Origin of the sequence: Marinobacter sp. ANT_B65, from assembly GCF_002407605.1 — a bacterium.
Taxonomy (GTDB): domain Bacteria; phylum Pseudomonadota; class Gammaproteobacteria; order Pseudomonadales; family Oleiphilaceae; genus Marinobacter.
Genome location: NZ_NXGV01000003.1, coordinates 412,321 through 434,069, shown reverse-complemented (window position 1 = coordinate 434,069; position 21,749 = coordinate 412,321). Strand labels below are relative to the sequence as shown.

At 54.0% G+C, this 21,749-nt stretch carries 18 protein-coding genes; 13 read left to right on the top strand and 5 right to left on the bottom strand.

The annotated features are described in order from the left end of the window. The first annotated feature begins 33 nt into the window (after window positions 1–33). The 6 genes from CPA50_RS15050 (at window position 34) to ung (ending at window position 8,182) form a co-directional block, all read left to right on the top strand. Window positions 34–1,335 (top strand): homoserine dehydrogenase, encoded by a 1,302-nt coding sequence (locus CPA50_RS15050; protein ID WP_096783347.1) that lies wholly within the window; start codon window positions 34–36, stop codon window positions 1,333–1,335. A gap of 26 nt (window positions 1,336–1,361) precedes the next feature. Beyond that, a complete protein-coding gene (gene thrC / locus CPA50_RS15045) occupies window positions 1,362–2,762 on the top strand; it encodes a threonine synthase (RefSeq protein ID WP_096783346.1) in 1,401 nt (466 codons plus the stop codon). 6 nt (window positions 2,763–2,768) lie between these two features. Continuing rightward, window positions 2,769–4,502 (top strand): single-stranded-DNA-specific exonuclease RecJ, encoded by a 1,734-nt coding sequence (gene recJ / locus CPA50_RS15040; protein WP_096783345.1) that lies wholly within the window; start codon window positions 2,769–2,771, stop codon window positions 4,500–4,502. Between the two features lie 228 nt (window positions 4,503–4,730). Beyond that, window positions 4,731–5,826, top strand: a protein-coding gene (gene prfB / locus CPA50_RS15035) for a peptide chain release factor 2 (RefSeq protein WP_096783344.1) whose coding sequence is annotated in 2 segments (ribosomal slippage) — window positions 4,731–4,802 and window positions 4,804–5,826 — 1,095 coding nt in all. Because the reading frame shifts where the segments join, the coding sequence is not laid out codon by codon here. A gap of 56 nt (window positions 5,827–5,882) precedes the next feature. Then, the gene (gene lysS, locus CPA50_RS15030; protein WP_096783343.1) at window positions 5,883–7,424 is read left to right on the top strand and encodes a lysine--tRNA ligase; all 1,542 of its coding nucleotides are present in this window, start codon (window positions 5,883–5,885) and stop codon (window positions 7,422–7,424) included. A gap of 23 nt (window positions 7,425–7,447) precedes the next feature. Further along, window positions 7,448–8,182, top strand: a complete 735-nt coding sequence (gene ung, locus CPA50_RS15025) for a uracil-DNA glycosylase (protein WP_096783342.1) — start codon at window positions 7,448–7,450, stop codon at window positions 8,180–8,182. Between the two features lie 2 nt (window positions 8,183–8,184). On the opposite strand, the gene CPA50_RS15020 is transcribed toward ung, so the two are convergent. From CPA50_RS15020 to nadB, 5 genes are all read right to left on the bottom strand, one after another. After that, window positions 8,185–9,018, bottom strand: coding sequence for an HDOD domain-containing protein (locus tag CPA50_RS15020; RefSeq protein ID WP_096783341.1), 834 nt, complete (start codon window positions 9,016–9,018; stop codon window positions 8,185–8,187). Between the two features lie 119 nt (window positions 9,019–9,137). Continuing rightward, window positions 9,138–10,148 carry a YgfZ/GcvT domain-containing protein gene (locus CPA50_RS15015; protein WP_096783340.1) on the bottom strand — a complete coding sequence of 337 codons (1,011 nt, stop codon included), beginning with the start codon at window positions 10,146–10,148 and terminating at the stop codon, window positions 9,138–9,140. Between the two features lie 22 nt (window positions 10,149–10,170). After that, window positions 10,171–10,632, bottom strand: coding sequence for a hypothetical protein (locus CPA50_RS15010; protein ID WP_096783339.1), 462 nt, complete (start codon window positions 10,630–10,632; stop codon window positions 10,171–10,173). Beyond that, a complete protein-coding gene (locus CPA50_RS15005; protein WP_096783338.1) occupies window positions 10,616–10,888 on the bottom strand; it encodes a succinate dehydrogenase assembly factor 2 in 273 nt (90 codons plus the stop codon). The genes CPA50_RS15010 and CPA50_RS15005 overlap by 17 nt, the downstream gene beginning before the upstream one ends. A gap of 35 nt (window positions 10,889–10,923) precedes the next feature. After that, complete coding sequence (nadB, locus tag CPA50_RS15000) at window positions 10,924–12,528, bottom strand: L-aspartate oxidase (protein WP_179397242.1); 1,605 nt, start codon at window positions 12,526–12,528, stop codon at window positions 10,924–10,926. Between the two features lie 133 nt (window positions 12,529–12,661). Between nadB and rpoE the strand changes: the two genes are divergently transcribed. From rpoE to lepA, 7 genes are all read left to right on the top strand, one after another. Next, on the top strand, window positions 12,662–13,348 hold the full coding sequence (gene rpoE, locus CPA50_RS14995; RefSeq protein WP_096783336.1) for an RNA polymerase sigma factor RpoE: 687 nt from the start codon (window positions 12,662–12,664) through the stop codon (window positions 13,346–13,348). Window positions 13,349–13,363: 15 nt separating this feature from the next. Next, window positions 13,364–13,948 carry a sigma-E factor negative regulatory protein gene (locus CPA50_RS14990; protein WP_096783335.1) on the top strand — a complete coding sequence of 195 codons (585 nt, stop codon included), beginning with the start codon at window positions 13,364–13,366 and terminating at the stop codon, window positions 13,946–13,948. Window positions 13,949–13,969: 21 nt separating this feature from the next. Beyond that, window positions 13,970–15,013, top strand: coding sequence for a MucB/RseB C-terminal domain-containing protein (locus CPA50_RS14985; protein ID WP_096783334.1), 1,044 nt, complete (start codon window positions 13,970–13,972; stop codon window positions 15,011–15,013). Continuing rightward, complete coding sequence (locus tag CPA50_RS14980; RefSeq protein ID WP_096783333.1) at window positions 15,010–15,477, top strand: SoxR reducing system RseC family protein; 468 nt, start codon at window positions 15,010–15,012, stop codon at window positions 15,475–15,477. The genes CPA50_RS14985 and CPA50_RS14980 overlap by 4 nt, the downstream gene beginning before the upstream one ends. A gap of 114 nt (window positions 15,478–15,591) precedes the next feature. Then, window positions 15,592–16,971, top strand: coding sequence for a DegQ family serine endoprotease (locus CPA50_RS14975; RefSeq protein ID WP_264754011.1), 1,380 nt, complete (start codon window positions 15,592–15,594; stop codon window positions 16,969–16,971). Window positions 16,972–17,109: 138 nt separating this feature from the next. Next, window positions 17,110–19,833, top strand: coding sequence for an EAL domain-containing protein (locus CPA50_RS14970; protein WP_227519669.1), 2,724 nt, complete (start codon window positions 17,110–17,112; stop codon window positions 19,831–19,833). A gap of 112 nt (window positions 19,834–19,945) precedes the next feature. Continuing rightward, window positions 19,946–21,748: a translation elongation factor 4 gene (gene lepA / locus CPA50_RS14965; protein WP_096783546.1), complete on the top strand. Its 1,803-nt coding sequence runs from the start codon at window positions 19,946–19,948 to the stop codon at window positions 21,746–21,748. The last annotated feature ends 1 nt before the right edge of the window (window position 21,749 follow it).

Sequence of the window (21,749 nt, the reverse complement as noted above, 5' to 3'; positions counted from 1 at the left end):
TTATCAGCACCCTTCGGGATCAGAGGTGAGAGCTTGAAAGACGTTAGTGTCGGAATCTGCGGACTGGGAACTGTTGGCAGCGGTACATTCAATGTATTGACTCGTAACGCCGCGCTTATTGCTGGACGAGCGGGCTGTAATATCCGGATTGCCCGGGTTGCCAGCCGCCGCAGCCGTGACGATATGGATCTTGGCAGTGTCGCCTTCAGCACCGAGATATTCGATGTGGTGAACGATCCTGAGATTGATGTGGTGGTAGAGCTGATTGGCGGTTATGAAACCGCACGGGAACTCGTGCTTGCCGCCATACGTAATGGCAAGCATGTGGTTACTGCCAATAAAGCCCTGATCGCTGTTCACGGTAATGAAATCTTTGCGGCTGCAGAAAAGGCCGGTGTTGTGGTTGCCTATGAAGCGGGTGTCGCTGGCGGCATTCCTGTTATGAAGGCTATTCGTGAAGGCCTGGCGGCTAACCGCATTGACTGGATTGCAGGCATTATCAACGGCACTGGCAACTACATTCTCACAGAGATGCGTGCAGGCAGGCCATTCGCTGAGGTTCTTAAAGAAGCCCAGGACCTCGGTTATGCAGAAGCTGATCCCACATTTGATGTTGAAGGTATTGATGCTGCTCATAAACTGACCATTCTTGCGTCGGCCGGTTTTGGTGTTCCTTTGCAGTTCGAAAAAGCATTTACCGAAGGGATCTCAAAGATAACGCCTTATGATATTGCCCATGCGGAACAGCTCGGTTACCGCATCAAACATCTTGGTATCGCACGTCGCCGGGAAGAGGGTATTGAGCTTCGGGTACATCCGACGCTGGTTCCCCAGAATCATCTTATCGCTCAGGTTGACGGTGTTCTGAACGCTGTGCTTGTGGACGGGGATGCTGTTGGTCAGACCATGTATTACGGGCCAGGTGCCGGTGATGAAGCAACGGCTTCGGCGGTAATTGCCGATATTGTCGATGTGGCCCGGATTGTTGCGAGCGGGAGTTCGTTGCGAGTACCTTATCTCGGGTTTGTACCTGATGCCCTGGACAACCTGAATGTGCTTCCTATGGAAGATATCCAGTCGGCATATTTTCTGCGCATAACCGCGCTGGATCGACCGGGAGTGCTGGCAAAGATAGCCTCGATTCTGAGCGAGCATGGCATTAACATCGAGTCGATCATGCAGAAAGAATCCGAAGTGAAGGATGGCCGGATTCCCATTATCATTCTGACTCACACAGTGCAGGAACGACAGATCAACCAGGCGATCGAAGAGCTGGAATCGCTCTCTGATACTGATGGCCCGGTTGTTCGCATCCGCGCAGAAAACTTTAACTGAGAAAATTAAAACTGACAGGTGCGCACGTGAGATACATCAGTACGCGGGGAGAAGCTCCCGCACTGGGTTTTGAAGACGTTCTGCTCACCGGGCTGGCGCCCGATGGTGGCCTTTATGTGCCGGAGTCGCTCCCGCACTTCAATCTGGAAGAGATCCGTAGCTGGCGCGGGCTGTCTTATGCAGAGCTTGCGTTCAACATTATGTACCCGTTTGTGGAAGAGGCCATTCCCGAGGCTGATTTCCGGCAGATGCTTGATGAAACCTACGGTGTTTTCGCGCACAAGGCTGTTGCTCCCCTGGTCCAGCTTGATACCAACGAGTGGGTGCTGGAGCTGTTCCGTGGCCCAACGCTGGCATTCAAGGATTTTGCGCTTCAGTTATTGGGGCGTCTTCTGGATTACGTTCTCGGCAAGCGCCAAGAGCACGCTGTCATCATGGGTGCCACTTCCGGGGATACGGGTTCCGCGGCTATTGAAGGCTGCCGTCGCTGTGAGCATGTAGATATCTTTATCCTGCACCCATACCAGAGGGTATCGGAAGTGCAGCGTCGTCAGATGACTACGGTTCAGGGCGATAACATTCACAATATTGCTGTTCGCGGTAATTTTGATGATTGTCAGCGCATGGTAAAAGAAAGCTTTGGCGACCAGTCTTTCCTGGGTGGCAAGGCAAGACTGGCAGCAGTTAACTCGATCAACTGGGCCCGGATCATGGCTCAGATCGTTTATTACTTTCATGCTTCGCTGGCTCTTGGTGGTCCGGACCGCAGCATGGCATTTTCTGTACCTACCGGTAACTTCGGGGATATTTTTGCCGGTTATCTGGCGAAGAAGATGGGCCTGCCAGTTTCCCAGTTGGTTATTGCAACCAACAAAAACGATATTCTTCACCGCTTCATGAGTGGTAACAAATACGAGCAGCACCAGCTTGAGCATACGCTTTCGCCAAGTATGGACATTATGGTGTCCAGCAACTTTGAGCGTTTGCTGTTTGATCTTCACGGCCGCGACGGCCAGGCAGTTAAACAACTGCTCGAAAATGCGGCCAAAGGCCCGGTAAGTATTGAAGACTACCGCTGGAAGTCTGCCCGCAAGCTTTTTGACAGTGCGGCGGTTGATGACAAAACCACGTGCGACACTATTCGTGAAGTCTACGAGCAGAATGAATACCTGCTGGATCCGCATACGGCTATTGGCGTTCACGCCGCCAGAGCCTGCCGCCGGGACGTGCAGGTGCCGATGATCACCCTTGGAACTGCCCATCCTGCCAAGTTCCCGGATGCTATTACCGATTCCGGTCTGACTATAAAGCCAGAACTACCGGCACATATGGCGGATCTTTTTGAGCGCGAAGAGCGTTATACCGTGCTTGATAATGACAGGGCGAGTGTGCAGGCGTTCATAGCTGAGCACTGGAAGAATGCCTGATCCGGTATGACACCAAAAAAAATCCTGCGTCGCCCCCAGCCGGTCACTGATCCGGCTTGGGGGCAAGACCTCCCGCCTTTGCTTCACCGCTTGTACGCTGCTCGTGGCGTGACCTCTGATGAACAGCTCAAATATACCCTCAAGGATCTGGCCTCGCCCTTCCAGTTACGGGGAATTGGCCTTGCTGTTGAACTGCTTGCGGAGGCCATAGCCCGGAATCAGAGAGTGCTTGTGCTTGGAGACTTCGATGCTGATGGTGCGACCAGCACAGCTGTGGCCATACTGGGGCTTTCGATGCTTGGGCTGAAGAGCATTGATTTTCGGGTGCCCAGCCGTTTTTCGGATGGTTACGGGTTGACCCCCGGGATTATCGAGCGTCTGCAGGACGAGGGTGATTTGCCAGATCTTATGGTGACAGTGGATAACGGAATCTCCGCTATCGAAGGTGTAAAGGCAGCGCGGGAACTGGGTATCAAGGTGGTTGTGACGGATCACCATTTGGCCGGTGAAGTGCTGCCGGACGCCGATGCAATAGTGAATCCGAATCAGCCCGGCTGTGAGTTTCTGAGCAAAAACGCTGCAGGCGTGGGTGTAATGTTTTACGTGTTAATTGCGCTGCGCAAAAAGCTTCGGGACGCTGGCCGTCTGCCGCAACCGGAGCCTAATCTGGGCAAACTTCTGGATCTGGTGGCGTTGGGAACCGTTGCCGATGTCGTTCCTCTGGATCACAACAACCGCATATTTGTTGAACAGGGGCTCCGGCGTATTCGCCAGGGCGAAGCCCGCCCTGGAATTCTTGCATTGCTGGAAGTTGCTGGCCGGGAATACGCAAATATCAGCTCGACTGATCTGGGGTTTGTAGTTGGCCCGCGCCTTAATGCCGCTGGCCGGTTGGATGATATGAGTGTGGGCATAGCCTGCCTGCTGGCTGATAGTCCTGATGAGGCTGCGCGGCTTGCCCGAGAGCTGGATACATTCAACCGGGAAAGACGCACCATTGAGAAAGATATGAAGGCTCAGGCGCAGGACCTGCTTGCCTCTATGTCTCTGGATCTGGATGGGTTGCCATGGGGGCTGGCGCTGTTTGACGAGGATTGGCACCAGGGAGTGATCGGCATTCTCGCGGCCCGCATCCGGGAGCAGACCCATAGGCCAACGATTGCCTTTGCGCCAGATGAAAACGGAGTGGATGTAAAGGGTTCCGCCCGTTCGATTCCCGGGCTTCATATTCGTGATGTGCTGGCGGTTGTGGATTCCCGGCATCCCGGGGTTATGAAGAAGTACGGTGGTCACGCGATGGCGGCCGGTATGACCCTTGCCCGGAGTGATTTTGATGTGTTTTCACAGGCCTTTGACCGGGCTGTGAGGGATGCTCTGACAGCAGCTGATCTTGAGGCTGCAATCACCACCGACGGGCCTCTGAGTTCTGATGAGTTATCCCTCGAAACTGCCGCTTTACTGAAGCGGGCAGGTCCCTGGGGGCAGCATTTTCCGGAACCTGTGTTTGACGGTGAGTTTCGGGTAGTCAGCCAGCGTATTGTTGGTGAAAATCACCTGAAACTGGTTTTGCAACCGGTTGATGGTAGCGGAATTATCGATGCCATTGCGTTCAATACAGGGCCAGAGGTTCCTGACTACACGCGCACGGGAGCTCGGGTCGTTTACAAGCCTGACGCCAATACGTTTCGGGGGCGGACTAATCTTCAGCTTTTGGTGGATTATCTGGAGCCTCTTTCCTGATTTGCTTTTCAGGCTGGTTTCTGAGAGTAGGTCAGGGGGTGGGTGCTCTTTTCTGCCGGAAAAAGATGTCTGAGCGCAGCGAGTTGCTTTTTCCAGAAGAAAAGAGCACCCGCCTCCTGACCGATAAGGCAGCACCAAACCAGCGGACAACGGCTGATTTGTCATCAGAATTCCGGTAGAATCCCGCCACGGTTTTACTCACCATTTTCCAACACGAGTAAGGTTTTCATGGAAATTAATCCCATTGTGACGAAGATTAAAGAACTTCGTGAGCGTACTGAAGCGCTCAGGGGGTATCTTTGACTACGATCAACGTAGTGAACGGCTGGTCGAAGTAGAGCGAGAGCTGGAGTTACCCACAGTGTGGGATGATCCTGAGCGCGCTCAGGCCCTGGGTAAAGAGCGCTCTGATCTTGATCTGATTGTCCGCACAATAGATAACCTCACAACAGGTCTGGCCGACGCAGAAAGTTTGCTTGAGATGGCTGTTGAGGAAGATGACGAGGCCACTGTAGGCGATATTGTCTCGGATCTTGAGGCTCTTGATGCCGAGCTTGAGAAGCTCGAATTCCGCCGTATGTTTTCCGGCGAGATGGATGCGAACAGTGCTTATCTGGATATCCAGGCTGGCTCTGGTGGCACCGAAGCTCAGGACTGGGCAGATATGCTTTTGCGCATGTATTTGCGCTGGGCTGAGCGTCGTGGTTTCAAAGCTGAAATTGTGGAGTTGCAGGATGGCGATGTGGCCGGCATCAAAAGTGCCACCATTCACATCCAGGGCGAGTACGCGTTCGGTTGGCTACGCACCGAGACTGGCGTTCATCGTCTGGTTCGAAAATCGCCGTTTGACTCTGGCAACCGTCGCCACACATCTTTTTCTTCGGTGTTTGTGGCGCCGGAGGTGGATGACAGTTTCGAGATTGAGATCAACCCCGCGGATTTGCGGGTGGATGTTTATCGTGCTTCCGGTGCAGGTGGTCAGCACGTTAACCGGACGGAATCTGCGGTACGTCTGACTCACAACCCGACAGGGGTTGTTGTGGCCTGTCAGGCCGGACGAAGCCAGCATCAGAACAAAGATCAGGCCATGAAGCAGCTGAAAGCCAAGCTTTATGAGCGGGAGATGCTGGAGCGCAACGCCGAGAAGCAGAAGGCTGAAGACGCGAAATCCGATATTGGCTGGGGCAGCCAGATTCGCTCCTATGTACTGGATGACAGCCGGATCAAGGATTTGCGTACAAAAGTCGAAACCAGCAACACTCAGTCGGTGTTGGATGGTGATATTGATAAGTTCATTGAAGCCAGCCTGAAGATGGCGCTGTAACCAGCGCCTTAATCAAGCCAATCTGAACCGAACCCCCTGATTTCTAGCGAGCCAACATGACTGAACACACTAAGAATGCACCGCAAGAGGACAACAAGCTGATAGCCGAGCGCCGTGCCAAACTGGCAGAGTTGCGTGAGAGTGGCAACCCTTTCCCCAATGATTTCCGACGCGACACCACCGCTGCTGAACTGCAGGAAAAATACGGTGACAAGAGCAAGGAAGAGCTGGAGTCTATGGGGCTGAAGGTTGCGATCGCCGGGCGTATGATGCTTGACCGTAAAGCGTTCAAAGTGGTCCAGGACATGACTGGCCGTATGCAGATCTATGCAACAAAAGATGTGCAGAAGGATACGAAGCACTGGGATCTGGGGGATATTGTCGGGGTGCGGGGCACCTTGTGTAAAAGCGGTAAGGGCGATCTCTATGTTGCCATGGATGAGTACTTGTTACTCACCAAGTCCCTGCGCCCGTTGCCAGAGAAGCATAAAGGGCTGACCGATACCGAATCCCGTTATCGTCACCGCTATGTGGATCTGATGGTGAATGAAGACAGTCGTCGGGTATTTCTCGCGCGTTCGAAAATCATTACTGCCATGCGCCAGTTTTTTGCCGATAGAGATTTCATGGAGGTGGAAACCCCCATGCTGCAGGTTATTCCCGGTGGTGCCACTGCGCGGCCGTTTATGACCCATCATAACGCTCTGGGTATTGATATGTACCTGCGCATTGCGCCGGAACTGTACCTGAAGCGCCTTGTAGTAGGCGGCTTTGAGCGAGTGTTCGAAATTAACCGTAATTTCCGGAATGAGGGGCTATCCACCCGTCATAACCCGGAATTTACTATGGTGGAATTCTATCAGGCGTATGCTGATTACAACGACCTGATGGATCTTACCGAAGATATGTTGCGCGCTATCGCTGAGCAGGTGCTGGGCACTACCACAGTTGTGAATACCCGTATTCTTGCAGATGGTTCGGAAGAGTCGATTGAGTACGACTTCGGCAAGCCCTTTGAGCGCCTGACAGTTGTGGACGCTATTCTGCGTTTCTCTCCGGATGTAACCGCCGGGCAGCTTGCGGATGAAGCGTCGGCGCGGCAAGTGGCCAGGGATCTGGGCATTCACGTCAAGGACGGTTGGGGTCTGGGCAAAATCCAGATTGAGATCTTTGAGGCGACGGCCGAGCATCGCCTGATGCAGCCAACGTTTATTACTGAATATCCGAAAGAAGTATCACCTCTTGCCCGTTGCAAAGACAGCAATCCATTCGTTACCGAGCGTTTTGAGTTCTTTGTGGGTGGACGCGAAATTGCGAACGGGTTCTCGGAGCTCAACGACGCGGAAGACCAGGCTGAACGCTTTCAGGCTCAGGTCGCGGAAAAAGATGCCGGTGATGACGAAGCCATGTTCTACGATGATGATTATGTGATGGCTCTGGAATATGGTCTTCCTCCCACGGCAGGCGAAGGTATTGGTATTGACCGGCTGGCTATGCTCCTGACCAATTCGCCATCCATTCGCGACGTCATTCTGTTCCCGGCGATGCGCCCCGAGCACAAGGCCGAGAACGCGAAAAACGATCAGCCGAAAGACTAAAAAGCTGAGCGCAGGGAGCAGGTATGCATCCGGTTGAGGTTCTGGCAAGCCATCTCAGGCCCGACCGGGGCTGGAAAGAACACCTTGCGGATGAGTTCCGTCAGCCCTATATGCAGGCGCTGGCGGAGTTTCTGGCTGCAGAAGAAAGCACCGGGAAGATACTCTTCCCGGCCTGTGCCCACCGTTTCAATGCCCTTAACAGCACACCGCTGGATCAGGTAGGTGTTGTCATTCTCGGGCAGGACCCTTACCACGGTCCCGGGCAGGCCCATGGTCTGTGTTTTTCAGTAAGGCCTGACGTCCCTCCACCCCCTTCACTCGTTAATATGTTCAAGGAAATTCAGAGTGATCTGGGTATTGCTCCGCCGGACCATGGCTGCCTGCAGCCATGGGCTGAGCAGGGTGTTTTGTTATTGAACAGTGTGCTCACTGTTGTTCAGGGGCAGGCGGGAGCACATCAGGGAAGAGGCTGGGAGACGTTTACCGATCGTGTGATTGAAGTCGTCAATCGTGAGCGTGAAGGAGTTGTGTTTCTGCTATGGGGCAGTTATGCCAGGAAGAGGGGGCAGCACATCGATCGTAGCCGGCATCTGGTGCTGGAAGGGCCGCATCCGTCTCCGCTCAGTGCTTATCGTGGATTCTTTGGTTGTAAGCATTTCTCCCGGGCCAATGAATGGCTCCGGGAGCAAGGGCGGGTACCAGTAAACTGGGAGCTGCCACCCAAAGCTGACCTGATTGCCAGCTGTAAGGGTGCCTGAACCTATTGCAGCAAGGCCATAGCGGCTTCCATTTGGGCGTTCAGGTCTTCCTCTTCACTCATGTCAAGATTCGGGTCCAGGCCAAGGCGATCAAAAGCCGAGATTGCAGACCAGTCCATCTCTGTCCATGGATGCTGGGATCCGGCAACCAACTGAAGGTTGGCCAGCATGACCAAATCTGCGTAGTCGGCTGAAGGTACCTCTCTCTGGAAGTTGGCGTAGTCCATAGGCACGTTCTGAAGATCTTTAGGAAAATCCCATTTCTTGAGAATGGCCGTACCGATTCGCGGGTGGAGATCTTCAATGATCTGGTCCAGCATTGTACTGCTGATCTGCACATCTTCATCTTCTACATAACGTAGTATGGGCAGTACGCCAATCAGGTGTACCAGACCGGCCAGAGTAGCCTGGTCAGGCTTCAGCTTTGTGTAATGCTGGGCGAGTACATGACATACGCCGGCCACTTCGGTACTGGTTTGCCATGTCGCGCGCAGGCGTTGGTCAATCATGTCGGAGGTTGCCTGGAACATTTGCTGCATTGCCAGGCCCATGGCCAGGTTGCTGGTGTAAGCCATACCGAGGCGGCTTACTGCCATGTTCAGGTTCTCAATTGCACGGTTCCCGCGGAAAAGCGGGCTATTGCAAACGCGAATAATCCGGGCAGAAAGTGCTGTATCGTTGCTGATAACTTTAACCAGGTCGCCTATGGCTGAGTCTTCCGACTCGGCAATATCGCGCACCTGAAGCGCAGCTTCCGGCAGTGTAGGGAGTATCAGTTTGTCGTTTTCGATCGCAGCAGTGAGATCTGCTCTGATGGTTTCAGCAATGTTCGACATAGTTCGGTACGGATCCGCTTGTCAGTTCGGGGCGTTGCGTTATTGCGCGAGCCTGGCACCCCGAAGGTCATAATTATGAACGCTATTTATAGCAAATTCTGGCAGCTTTGGATGTCAACTTATGTATCATTGTTTGCGCTGCTTTCTCGCTCGGTAACACTGTAAGGCAACGGCTTCAGCTGTAAAAGGGACCCCGGGTGGCCTTCCGGAGCCAGCTCGCCATCCGCAGCGTCATGCCGGACAACCGCAAGCAGTTCGCAGGAACCGTTGCTGAAACCAACCGCGTTGACGACTTCTCCCACTGAGCGCTCTCCCGCTACTATCGGTGTTCCCGGTGCCGGTACGAAGCCGATGTTGTCGGCATGAAAACGGAACAGGCTCTTTTTGAGCTGCCCGAGAAAGTGCATTCGGGCAATCACTTCCTGACCAGTGTAGCAGCCTTTTTTGAAGTGTATTCCTCCCAGATGTTGCCAGTTGAGCATTTGTGGTACGTAGGATTCACTGGTCGTCGTGCTCAGCATGGTAACTCCTGCCGCAATTTCGGATGCCTGCCAGTCGGCGAGGGTTTTCTCCGGGATGCCTTTCAGTTCAGGGGACCCTGCGTCAGTTTGCCACAGCTCATAACGGGACAATCCATTAGCTGTGCTTTCTGTCCGGATCAGGAAGCCTGAGTCCAGTTCAATTGTGTCTCCGGGTGATTCCAGTCTGTTCAGTGCCTCTCCGCCAACCCTTGATGCAGCTTCGTCGCCTAGCAGCCCTGTGATATGGCTTTCCGTTTGCAGCGCCATGGAAGTGCCACGGAACAGCATGATGTATTTGCGTAAGTGGGTCATGACGGGCTCTGCCAGCTCAGCGGGCAGGTCCATCAGGACGTCGTCCCCATCGCGCACCAGGCGCGTGAGGCAGTACGCCCGCCCTTTTGGTGTCGCTCCGGCTGCACGGGGAGATGAGCCTGCTTTGACGTCATCAAGGCTCTGACTAAGCTGACCTTGCAGGAACTTGTCAGTGCCCGGGCCCGAGATTCGGACCAGAACGCGGTTGGTTAGCAGAATACTGCCCGAAGCCGGCGGCGGAAACTCGGCGGATGTGTAAGCAGGCGTGGCTGAAACGGGTGTTTCTATGCCAGTCATGGGAAAAACTCCGGGCAGAAGGCTATTCAAATGATTGCTGAGTGCGGCCCAGTCGGAACCACATTCTCAGCCGGCGAAACTGATCTTCGGATACGTTACCGGTAATCCCTTTGCAGGAGAGTAACACAACCGGATATGTGGAATATCTGGAGGTGGTTGGGTGCAGTTTCAAGAGTGCGGCTTTTGAGCAAATACGGCTTGAAGGACTGGCGTTCACCGCCACGGTCTGGCCATTGCCAAGGCGTGCATAGAGGGTGCCCTGATCCTGGCGCAGTCCCAGAACGGCGGACGGGCCTGCCAGTAATCCATTAAGCCGGAACTGGAATCCCGCGCCGATTAAAGCTGGCAGGGCCAGTACGTACATCCATTTGTGACCGGCGGCGCCAGCAATCAACACGAAGGCGCTGGCTGCTAACCACGGGGTAGCTGCCAGGCAGCCGGCCCCGACACAGCGCGACAGTTCAATATCAATCCGGCTGGACACGGGCAAGAATGATGTCCACGATGCGCTGGAGATCAGGGTCATCGGGGCGGCTGCGCTGCATGAACCACTCGAACATGTCAGTATCTTCGCAGACCAGAAGCTTTTCGTAGCGATCCTGGTCTTCCTTGTCCAAATCCCGGTAGGCTTTTTCCAGAAACGGAATCAGCAGGACGTCGAGTTCCAGCATGCCGCGGCGGCTATGCCACCAGAGACGGTTGAAATCCGAGTTATCCGCTAGGGGTTGGGTGTCTTGCATAGTTTCTCTCTTGGTTACTCTTTTGGCCCCTTTCTTTACGGAGAGGGGGTTCTGTAGGTTGTGGGTACCAGTACAGTATCACGGGCTTCAGGAAGCAGTCCCGGATAATCCAGGGTGTAGTGAAGGCCTCTGCTTTCCTTGCGCTGCATCGCGGCGCAGATAATAAGGTCGGATACGGTTACCAGGTTCCTGAGTTCCAGAAGGTCGTTGGTTACTCTGTAGTTGCTGTAAAACTCCCCGATTTCCCGGGAGAGCAGGTCTACCCGGTGTTTGGCTCTCTGCAGGCGTTTTGTAGTGCGGACTATGCCAACATAGTCCCACATGAAGTGACGTAGCTCGTCCCAGTTGTGAGAAATTACAACGTCTTCATCAGAGTCTCTTACCTTACTTTCGTCCCATGGAGGAGCTTCAGGTGGAGGGGGGATGTCTGCTTCCCTGCGTGTAATGTCGGCGGCGGCAGCCCGGCCGTATACCAGGCACTCCAGTAACGAGTTGCTGGCCATGCGGTTGGCGCCATGAAGCCCGGTAAATCCGGCTTCGCCTACAACATAAAGCTGATTAATGTCTGTTCGTGCCCGTTCATCGCTGACAATGCCGCCGCAGGTGTAATGTGCGGCTGGCACCACTGGAATGGGATCCCGGGTAATGTCGATGCCAAATTCAAGGCACTTCTCGTAAATGGTCGGGAAATGATGCCGAATGAAATCCACTGGTTTGTGGCTTATGTCCAGATACAGGTGATCTGCGCCCAGCCGTTTCATCTCGTGGTCTATGGCTCGGGCCACTATATCCCGCGGCGCCAGTTCTCCACGCTTGTCAAAGTTGTCCATGAAGCGGGAGCCGTCCGGCAGTTTCAGCAGCCCGCCTTCCCCCCGGACGGCTTCGGAAATCAGGAATGATTTTGCGTGAGGGTGATACAGGCACGTGGGGTGGAACTGGTTGAACTCCATGTTGGCAACACGACAGCCAGCTCGCCAGGCCATGGCGATTCCATCCCCGGATGCTCCGTCGGGATTGGTAGTGTAGCGGTATGCCTTGGAGGCTCCGCCGGTGGCAATTACCGTGAAGCGTGCCCGGAACAGCTCTACATGATTATCTTCGAGGTTCAGTATGTAAGCGCCGACGCATCGGTTGCCTGGAAGTGCGAGCTTGCGGTTGGTAATCAGATCCACAGCAACTCTTCCCGACATGAGTTCGATGTTGGGGCGGGCCTGTGCCTGAGCAGTCAGGGTTGTGGACACTGCATGCCCGGTTGCATCAGCTGCATGAATAATGCGCCGGTGGCTGTGGCCGCCTTCGCGGGTAAGGTGGAGTTGAGCGTCTGTGTCCCGGGTAAAATCAACCCCGGTGCCAATAAGCCACTCAATGCTCTCCTTGCTGTGTTCCACAGTAAAGCGCACGGCGTCTTCATTGCACAGACCACCGCCCGCCGCAAGGGTATCCTGCACATGGTTTTCGGTGGAATCCTTGTCATCCAGAACTGCAGCGATACCGCCTTGAGCCCAGAGGGTCGCTCCGCTGCTGATGGCTGCTTTGCTGACAACGCACACCTTCAGGTGCCCAGGAAGGTTGAGCGCAACGGTCAGGCCGGCAGCGCCGCTGCCGATAATGAGAACATCATATTCATAGGACTGTGGCATCGGGTCGTTATCGCGGGCCATAATGTAGAGGTGTATTGAACTAAACTTTACGCTTGCTGTCTATTTTCGCTGATGGATGACTCGCCTTGCAGGTGGAGTCGTCGTTTCCATAAACGGGCGCCGGACAGTGAGTATGAACCATCAGAAACTCGTATCGGCCGGTAAACTGGCCATGAAACCAGAGCGTACCGGCATATCGTCCATGGCACCCGATAACGACCAGAAACAGGCTGAGCAGCCAGATAGCCAGACAGATCTGCAACTTGTTCGCAAGGTCCGGAACGGGGATCGCGCAGCGTTTGACCTTCTGGTGGTTAAATATCAGTCAAGAGTCGCTTCGATCATCAGTCGGTACGTCTACGATAGCCAGGAGGTCATGGACCTGACCCAGGAAACGTTTATCAAGGCCTATCGCGCCATAGATCGCTTTCGTGGTGATAGCGCCTTTTATACCTGGCTTTATCGTATTGCGGTAAATACCGCAAAAAATCATCTGGAGTCCCGTAATCGCAGGCCCCAGGGCAGTGCAGATTCTGCGGAAGCCGAGAATTTTGATGATGGTCGGCGGTTGCGTGATATCGCTTCGCCGGAGAGTCTGCTTCAGCGCGACCAGTTGAAGGCCGAGTTAAGCAATGCCATCGCCAGTCTGCCAGAGGAGCTGCGGTCAGCATTTCTGCTGCGGGAATATGACGGGCTCAGCTATGAAGATATTGCACGGATTCTGGAATGTCCCATCGGGACTGTGCGCTCGCGTATTTTTCGGGCCAGAGATGCCGTTGACCGGCACCTTGGGCCTCTGCTTAATCATTCCGTGACGTAATTGAAGGTGCATCCTATGGATGATCGTCTCAGAGAAACATTGTCTGCCATGATGGACGATGAAGCCGACGAACTTTCGGTCCGACGCCTGTTGTCCCATGAGGATCAGGCAGAAATACGCGATCAGTGGCAAAGGTGGCAGGGTATTCATGACCTGATGCACCGTGGTCAGTCACCGGCAGATGGCGTTGATGTGAGTACGGCTGTTCGCGCGGAACTGGATGGTCGCGCAAGGTCGCAGGCGCCGGATAAATCGCCGATTCATGAGGCATCGCGGCGCTGGCAATGGCCGGCAGTGGCCATGGTCGCCGTCGCGTTGGTTGTAGGGTTTGGTGCTGGCGCAGGCTGGGAGAGTGGCGAAGTGTCCCCCGATGCTTTGGCCTCCGCACCTGCAGCGGAACTGCCGGGTGCTGAAGCTGTCAGTTCTGTTGCTGCCGGAGAGGATGCGCCGGTTCAGGAAGTTGCCCTGCAGGGGCTTGATGAAGAGCAGTGGGAGTATATGAGCCGCTATCTGCTGGAGCATGCTCAACATAACAGTGTGGGTGCCGGGCAGGGATCGATGGGCTATGCCCGCCTGGTCAGCGCCAATGGCAGCTACTGATATCAAGAAATGAGGGTGTTCATGAGCAAAGCCCGGTATTTCGGCCTGAGCCCGACAGATCTGTCGTTGCGTTGGCTCCTTGCATTTTTGCTGTTGATGATTATGTCGGCATCTGCGGCTGCTGGCGATAAAACTGCAGTCTACTGGCTTGAAAGGCTGGGGCCCGCCCTTAATATGACGTCCTATAGAGGTGTGTTTGTATATGCCCGGGGCTCCAGTGTGCACTCGATGCAGATTGCTCATCGCTATCGTAATGGCATCGTAGAAGAGCGCCTGGTTTTGCAGGACGGAGGCAGTGGGGAGATTGTTCGCCGGGGGATGAAGGTGGTCTGCGTGCTCCCGGAGCAAGGCAGGGTAAACCTTGAGCAGGTTATTCCTTCTGGCACTTTTGCAGAAGCATTTAGCAGCCAGCTGACGCCCCTGAGCCGCTGGTATCGTGCAGAGCTTAAAGGCGAAGACCGGATTGCTGGCTATGATGTGGTTGCGGTAGCACTGACTGCGAAAGACCAGAGCCGTTACAGTCACCGCTTGTGGCTGGAAAAGTCTACCGGGCTTTTGATAAAAAGCCATGTGCGTTCATCTGGTGGCGAAGTGCTGGAGCATTTTCAGTTCACCAGTCTCGAGATTACAGAAGATATTGCTGACAGTGAGTTTGAAATCCGAACCGAGGGTCGTGAAATCTCCCGCACCCTGAATGAGCATGGTCGGGCCTCTGGTTCACAGGATGAATTTTCAAAAGTACCGCGGATGCAAGGGTGGAGCCTAGGCTGGCGCCCGGAAGGTTTTGAGCCTGCTGCGGCACCTGTTTCAGGAAAAGGGCAGGTGGTCGCTTTTTCCGACGGGTTGGCAGCCTTCTCTGTATTTGTCGAGCCTGCAGGCCGAGTCAATATGCCCATAGGGGCCTCCCGTGTGGGTGCGACAACCATCTACATGCGTAACCTGCAAAGCGAAAATGGCGTATTCCGGGTAACTGTTGTGGGTGAGATACCGCCAGTGGCGGCCCGCCAGGTTGCTGACTCGGTACAGATAAATAAGGCTTTTGCGCTGGGTGCGGGTGACATGTGATTACCGAGACAGGAAAAGTCGTTGCCGTTACGGGTGAGCACGCCTGGGTCCAGACCATTCGCGCCAGTGCCTGCCAGAGCTGTACTGCACGTCATGGCTGCGGGCAGAAAGTACTGGCTTCGGCTTCAGGTGGCCGGGCTAATCAGGTGCGGGTCGTTAATTCCACGAATGCCAGTGTTGGCGAAGAAGTGACACTCGGCATCGACGAAAGTGCACTACTTGGCGCTTCGTTACTGGTATATGCGCTTCCTTTACTGCTCATGGTGGTTGCCAGTGTGTTCGGGCACTACCTGTCGGGTGGTAGTGATCTTGCGGCTATGTCGGGAGCTGTTGCAGGTCTTGCTTCAGGCTTTTTGATAAGCCGGCAATTGCAGTGCCGGAACATCGGCAACTATGAACCGATTCTACTCCGGGTTAACCGTATTCCGGCCGGGGTGGTTTCTCCTTCAGACTCGCTAACATGATATTCAGGGGATTCTGACATGCTGAGAACGACAACAGCGATTACCCGGTTTTCCCCGGCATCACTCATTCAGAGGGTGCCGGCTTATTTGCTGCTGCTGCTGGCCGCTATACTGATGACTGCCTGGAGTCAGGCAGGCTTCGCCCGGGGGCTGCCTGATTTTACCGATCTGGTTGAGGAAAATGCGGACGCGGTTGTGAATATAAGCACCACCAGTACTCCCAGTACTGGTAATGCCCGTTTTCAGGGGCTGCCTTTTGATGAACGCCAGCTCGAGCAGTTGCCGGAATTTTTCCAGGAGTTTTTCCGTGGTCACCAGTCGCCCTTTGGCGGGTCACCAGGCGGGGCTCAGCCGCGACGCTCCATGGGGTCAGGTTTTATCGTGTCTGCTGATGGCTATGTATTGACCAATAATCATGTGGTCGAAGGCGCCGATGAGATTATCGTCCGGCTTAACGATCGCCGTGAATTGCCGGCAACTCTGGTTGGTACCGATCCGCGATCGGATATGGCCGTTTTGAAAATAGAGAATGGAGATGATCTGCCGGTTGTAAAAACAGGCAGTTCCAAAAATCTCAAGGTTGGTGAGTGGGTGTTCGCGATAGGCTCGCCTTTTGGTTTTGATTACACGGTTACGGCAGGCATTGTCAGTGCCCTGGGCCGTTCACTGCCTTCAGAAAACTATGTGCCGTTTATTCAGACCGATGTTGCTATTAATCCCGGGAATTCTGGTGGCCCGCTGTTTAATCTTGACGGTGAAGTCATTGGTATCAACTCGCAGATCTATACCCGTTCTGGCGGTTTTATGGGGGTTTCGTTTGCAATCCCCATTGATGATGCCATGAGTGTATTTCGCCAGATCCGCGATAAGGGTGTTGTTTCCCGCGGCTGGCTGGGTGTTCTGATCCAGGAAGTAAATCGTGATCTGGCGGAGTCGTTCGGGCTGAAGCGCCCGAGAGGTGCGTTGATTGCCGAGGTTATGACTGGCTCGCCGGCGGAGGACGGAGGTCTGCAGTCCGGCGATATCGTTCTTGAATACGATGGAGATGATATCCAGCTCTCGTCGGACCTGCCTCCGATGGTAGGTCGCACTCCGGTAGGTGAGACGGCTCGCCTTACCGTTCTCCGGGGTGGAAAAGAAATCACGCTGGACGTAAAAATTGGCCAGTTGCCAGACGAAGGCGGGGCTCAGCAAGCACCTTCCACTAGTGGCGAATCATCATCAGCGCCGCTGGGCCTGTCGGTTGAGCCTCTTCCTGCGGATCTGGCTGACTCTATTGGCGTAACCGATGGCGTAGTTGTGACTAGTGTTGGCAGAGGGCCTGCCTATAATGCAGGCATACGTGAGCGGGACGTTATCACCGAAATTAACAGGAAGGCAGTGTCGTCGGTCGAGGACTTCCGGGCGGCAGTCAAAGCCTTGCCAGAGGGGCGTGTTGTCTCGGTTCGCATAGTGCGTCAAGGCAGAGCGATCTATCTTGTGATGAAACCCTGATCGTAGCTGCCTGAAAAGGCGGCGAATTGTTGTAAAAGCCCCCGAATCTGATGTTAAAAACGACAGACTTGGGGGCTTTTGCTATACTGCTCCGCCCAGAAAGAATAAGAGCTGCCAAGGACCGGATCAGGCCAGATTATGAATAGAAAGGATCTTCCTCTCCCGCAACTTCTGAAGCTTCGTAACTCCTGGCTGGCATGGCTGCTTCTGGCCGTGGCTATCGCCGTGACTGTCCTGTCCTGGCAGTTTTCTATCCGGATGGTAGAAGACCGCACCGAAGCCCGGTTTCGAACCCAGTCGCTGCAGCTGAAAACTGCTATTGAGGAGCGGCTGCTTAACTATGAACAGGTTCTGGCAGGCAGCGCGGGGCTCTTCGCGGTTGCGGGTGAGGTTTCCCGTGATCAGTGGCAGGAATACGTTCATAAAGTCGACATTAACCGTTATTACCCGGGCATCCAGGGCATCGGATATGTAGAACGTATCGGTGTTCGTGACATGGCCGGTCACATTGCTTCTGTGCGTGCTGAAGGTGTTCACAATTACAAGGTGAAACCGCTGGGAAGCGGTCCTTTCTATTACCCCATGGTGTATCTGGAGCCTGGAACCGAAAGCAACCGGAAGGCATTGGGTTACGACGCTTTTAGTGATCCCGTTCACCGCAAGGCGATGGAGCGCTCGCGTGACGATGCGATTCCTACAGTAACGGCGAAAGTGGTGCTGGTTCAGGAAGTACTGGAAGAGGGGCAGGCCAGCTTTCTTATGTATTACCCTGTTTTTCAGGGTGGGGTGGTACCTGATATTCGGGCTGAGCGCCGCATGATGCTGGCGGGCTTCGTGTTCAGTGCGTTTCGTATGAACAACCTCCTGGACGGCATAGTAGGCCTGATTTCACCGTTTCTGGATGTCCGCATCTATGACAATGGAACGGTTGCCCGCGAAAACCTGATGTATGGGTCGAACCTCGGTTCGCTGGATAACGAGTTCAGTTTCGAAATGAGCCAGACCGTCAGTCATGGCGGGCGCGACTGGCTGTTACAGACACGCTCCACTCCGGCCTTCGACTATCTGTCATCTGATCCTCGTCCGTCGATTGTGCTGGGAAGTGGCTTTGTAATAAGCCTTTTGCTTTTTGTTGTTGCCCTGGTGCTGATTCATTCCCGCCTTATGGCTCAGATTGGTGCCGGGCGATATCGCGCTATTACGGAGGGTGCAGCTAACGTTACGCTGGTTATGGATGAAAAGGGTACGCCGCTTTATGCCAGCCCTTCCAGCTTTGATATTCTCGGGTTTGATCCCGACGAAGTTCAGACGCTTGCGTTGGAGAAGGTTGTACATGAAGACGACTGGCCCATGCTGCGACAGGGTTTTGATGCAGCCATGGATGCACCGGGTAAGCAGATGCCGGTAATCCGGGCGCGCATCTGTGATGCAACCGATAAATGGCGGGATATGGAAGGCACCTATACGTCCATGCTGACAGTGCCAGGGGTGCATGGCGTGGTGCTGAGTCTGCGTGACCTGACCCAATTGAAAGCGGCCCAGTCAGAGTTGCATCGCCTTGCGTTTTACGATCCGCTAACCGGGCTGGCAAACCGCCAGTTATTTCGTGATCGGCTGGATAATGTGGTGCGCCGGAGTCGCAGAAGCGGAGAGCCGGCTGCTTTGATGTTTCTGGACCTTGATGGGTTCAAGCGTATTAACGATACACTTGGTCATGACGCGGGCGACGAGCTTTTGTGTCAGGTGGCGCAGTGGCTTGAGGCCTGTGTAAGGGAAGAAGACTCTGTAGCAAGGCTGGGCGGTGATGAGTTCGTTGTGTTGCTGTCGCAGGTCAGTGGTACAGACGCAGCTTCCAAGGTTGCGGAAACAATTCTGCGCAGATTGTGTCAGCGGGTTCGCCTTGGTGATCACGAGGTGGGTATTACCGTCAGTATCGGTATAACCATGATTCCTCACGATAGCGAAGACCCCGGAGCCTTGATGAAATATGCGGATCTGGCGATGTATCGGGCCAAAGAGATGGGGCGCAACACATACCAGTTCTTTACCCCCGCCATGAATATCAAAGCCGCACGCCGCCTTCTGCAGCAGGAAGAACTTGCGAGCGCCCTTGATGACGAGCGCTTTGTACTGCATTACCAGCCCAAGGTGGATTTGATCAGTGAGCGGGTGATTGGTGTTGAAGCCTTTCTCCGTTGGCACCATCCCGAGAAGGGTCTGGTATCAGCGCAGCAGTTTATCGGTCTGGCTGAAGAAACCGGGCTGATTGTGCGCCTCGGTGAAATGGCGTTGCGCCAGGCATGTATTCAGGTTCAGGCTCTGGAAAGAGCTGGCTTTGAAACTCTGAAAATGGCAGTTAACCTGTCGGTAAGACAAATCGTTGATTCCCACTTTCTTGATATGGTCCGGCAGGTAATTACCGAGACAGGCGTTTCGCCAGAGAAACTGGAGCTGGAAATGCCGGTTGAGTTGCTGAATGAAGATCCGCGCATGTTGCGTGAGCTTCTTGTATCGCTCAATGATCTTGGCGTCTGTCTGATTCTGGATGATTTTGGAGCTGGCTCCTGTTCTCTGGTTGCTTTGCAGCAACTCCCTCTCGACGTTATAAAAATTGATCATCAGTTTATCCGGGACATTCCATACAATGTCAGCGCAACTGATGTGGCTTCTGCGGTAATTGCGCTGGCGCAGAAACTCCATCTGACTGTTGTAGCTGAGGGAGTAGAAACCCCGCAACAACTGAGCTTCCTGAAGTCGGCCGGGTGTACCCAGTGCCAGGGTAATCTTTTCAGCTACGCATTGGACGAAGATGCGCTGATTGGCTTTCTTGTCCGGCAGTACGAGCGCTCGCTTATTTTCTGATCATGGCAATGGCGGCCGGTTACCGGTAAAATCACGCCGTTCCCGGATCCCGGCAGTTTGTATTGGCATCTCCGGGCTCAATCCTTCGTATTATTATGAGTATTCATTGTCTGTGACTGAACTGAGCCGAATCCGTAACTTCTCGATTATCGCCCACATCGACCATGGAAAATCCACACTGGCAGACCGCTTTATTCAGGTTTGCGGAGGCCTGACCAAAAGAGAAATGGCCGAGCAGGTTCTGGATTCGATGGATCTGGAGCGGGAGCGGGGCATCACCATCAAAGCCCAGAGCGTTACCCTTCACTACACTGCCCGGGATGGTCAGGTATACAAACTGAATTTTATTGACACGCCTGGCCACGTGGATTTCTCCTATGAAGTGTCGCGCTCACTCTATGCCTGTGAAGGTGCGCTTCTGGTTGTAGATGCCGGTCAGGGTGTGGAGGCCCAGTCTGTCGCAAATTGCTATACCGCGATTGAGCAGGGCCTGGAAGTGGTCCCGGTTCTGAACAAAATGGATTTGCCTCAGGCGGAACCTGAGCGGGTTGCTGCAGAAATCGAAGACATTATTGGTATTGATGCCACGGATGCAGTGCGATGCTCAGCCAAGAGCGGTTTGGGTGTTGAAGATGTTCTGGAAGACCTCATTCAGAAAATACCACCACCCCAGGGTGACCGCTCCGCTCCGCTGCAGGCGCTGATTATTGATTCGTGGTTCGATAATTATCTGGGTGTTGTCTCTCTTGTCCGGGTTACTCAGGGCATCATGAAAAAAGGCGACAAGATTGTTATCAAGTCCACGGGTAAAGCCTGGAATGCAGATAAAGTGGGTATTTTTAATCCCAAACCCTACGATACCGACATACTGGAAGCCGGTGATGTCGGTTTTGTAGTTGCCGGCATAAAAGACATACACGGTGCCCCTGTCGGTGACACTATCGTGCACCATAAATTTGCTGCAGAAACACCGATGCTGCCGGGATTCAAGAAGGTGCAGCCACAGGTTTATGCTGGCCTGTTTCCTGTCAGTGCTGACGACTACAACGATTTCCGCGATGCGTTGGAAAAGCTGACGCTGAACGATGCGTCACTGTTTTATGAGCCGGAAAGTTCCGACGCACTGGGCTTTGGGTTTCGCTGTGGTTTCCTGGGCATGCTTCATATGGAGATCATTCAGGAGCGGCTGGAGCGTGAGTACGATATTAATCTGATTACCACCGCCCCGACGGTTATATACGAAGTATTGAATCGTCAGGGCGAGACTTTGTCGGTGGACAGCCCTTCAAAGTTGCCGGATATTGGCTCGATTGAGGAAATGCGCGAGCCGATTGTTGAAGCAAATATTCTGGTTCCCCAGGAACACCTGGGAAATGTAATTGCTTTGTGTGAAGAGAAGCGCGGGATTCAGAAAAATATGCACTTTACGACCAATCAGGTTCAGCTAACCTATGAGCTGCCGATGGCAGAGGTGGTGCTGGACTTCTTTGATCGTATCAAGTCTGCCAGTCGCGGGTTTGCTTCACTGGACTACCACTTTATTCGTTTTCAGCAAGCGAATCTTGTGCGCCTAGATGTGCTTATCAATGGTGAACGTGTAGATGCGCTGGCGTTGATCGTGCATAAAGAGCAGGCGATGTACAAAGGTCGCCAGCTCGTAGAGAAGATGAAAGAACTGATTCCCCGGCAGATGTTTGATATTGCAATCCAGGCGGCGATAGGAAGCCAGATTGTGGCGAGGGTCAGTGTGAAGGCACTGCGCAAAAACGTAACCGCAAAATGTTACGGCGGAGATGTCAGTCGTAAGAAGAAGCTGCTCCAGAAGCAGAAGGAAGGTAAGAAACGCATGAAGCAGCTGGGTAATGTTGAGGTGCCTCAGGAAGCGTTCCTTGCCGTATTGAAAGTCGATAATTAAA

Coding starts and splice junctions, on each gene's coding strand:
- CPA50_RS15020 (WP_096783341.1), bottom strand. CDS start 9,018: ATGTCGAACATTGCTGAAACCATCAGAGCAGATCTCACTGCTGCGATC.
- lysS (WP_096783343.1), top strand. CDS start 5,883: ATGACTGAACACACTAAGAATGCACCGCAAGAGGACAACAAGCTGATA.
- recJ (WP_096783345.1), top strand. CDS start 2,769: ATGACACCAAAAAAAATCCTGCGTCGCCCCCAGCCGGTCACTGATCCG.
- nadB (WP_179397242.1), bottom strand. CDS start 12,528: ATGCCACAGTCCTATGAATATGATGTTCTCATTATCGGCAGCGGCGCT.
- CPA50_RS14970 (WP_227519669.1), top strand. CDS start 17,110: ATGAATAGAAAGGATCTTCCTCTCCCGCAACTTCTGAAGCTTCGTAAC.
- CPA50_RS15015 (WP_096783340.1), bottom strand. CDS start 10,148: ATGACTGGCATAGAAACACCCGTTTCAGCCACGCCTGCTTACACATCC.
- CPA50_RS14985 (WP_096783334.1), top strand. CDS start 13,970: ATGAGCAAAGCCCGGTATTTCGGCCTGAGCCCGACAGATCTGTCGTTG.
- rpoE (WP_096783336.1), top strand. CDS start 12,662: ATGAACCATCAGAAACTCGTATCGGCCGGTAAACTGGCCATGAAACCA.
- CPA50_RS15005 (WP_096783338.1), bottom strand. CDS start 10,888: ATGCAAGACACCCAACCCCTAGCGGATAACTCGGATTTCAACCGTCTC.
- ung (WP_096783342.1), top strand. CDS start 7,448: ATGCATCCGGTTGAGGTTCTGGCAAGCCATCTCAGGCCCGACCGGGGC.
- CPA50_RS14990 (WP_096783335.1), top strand. CDS start 13,364: ATGGATGATCGTCTCAGAGAAACATTGTCTGCCATGATGGACGATGAA.
- CPA50_RS14975 (WP_264754011.1), top strand. CDS start 15,592: ATGACTGCCTGGAGTCAGGCAGGCTTCGCCCGGGGGCTGCCTGATTTT.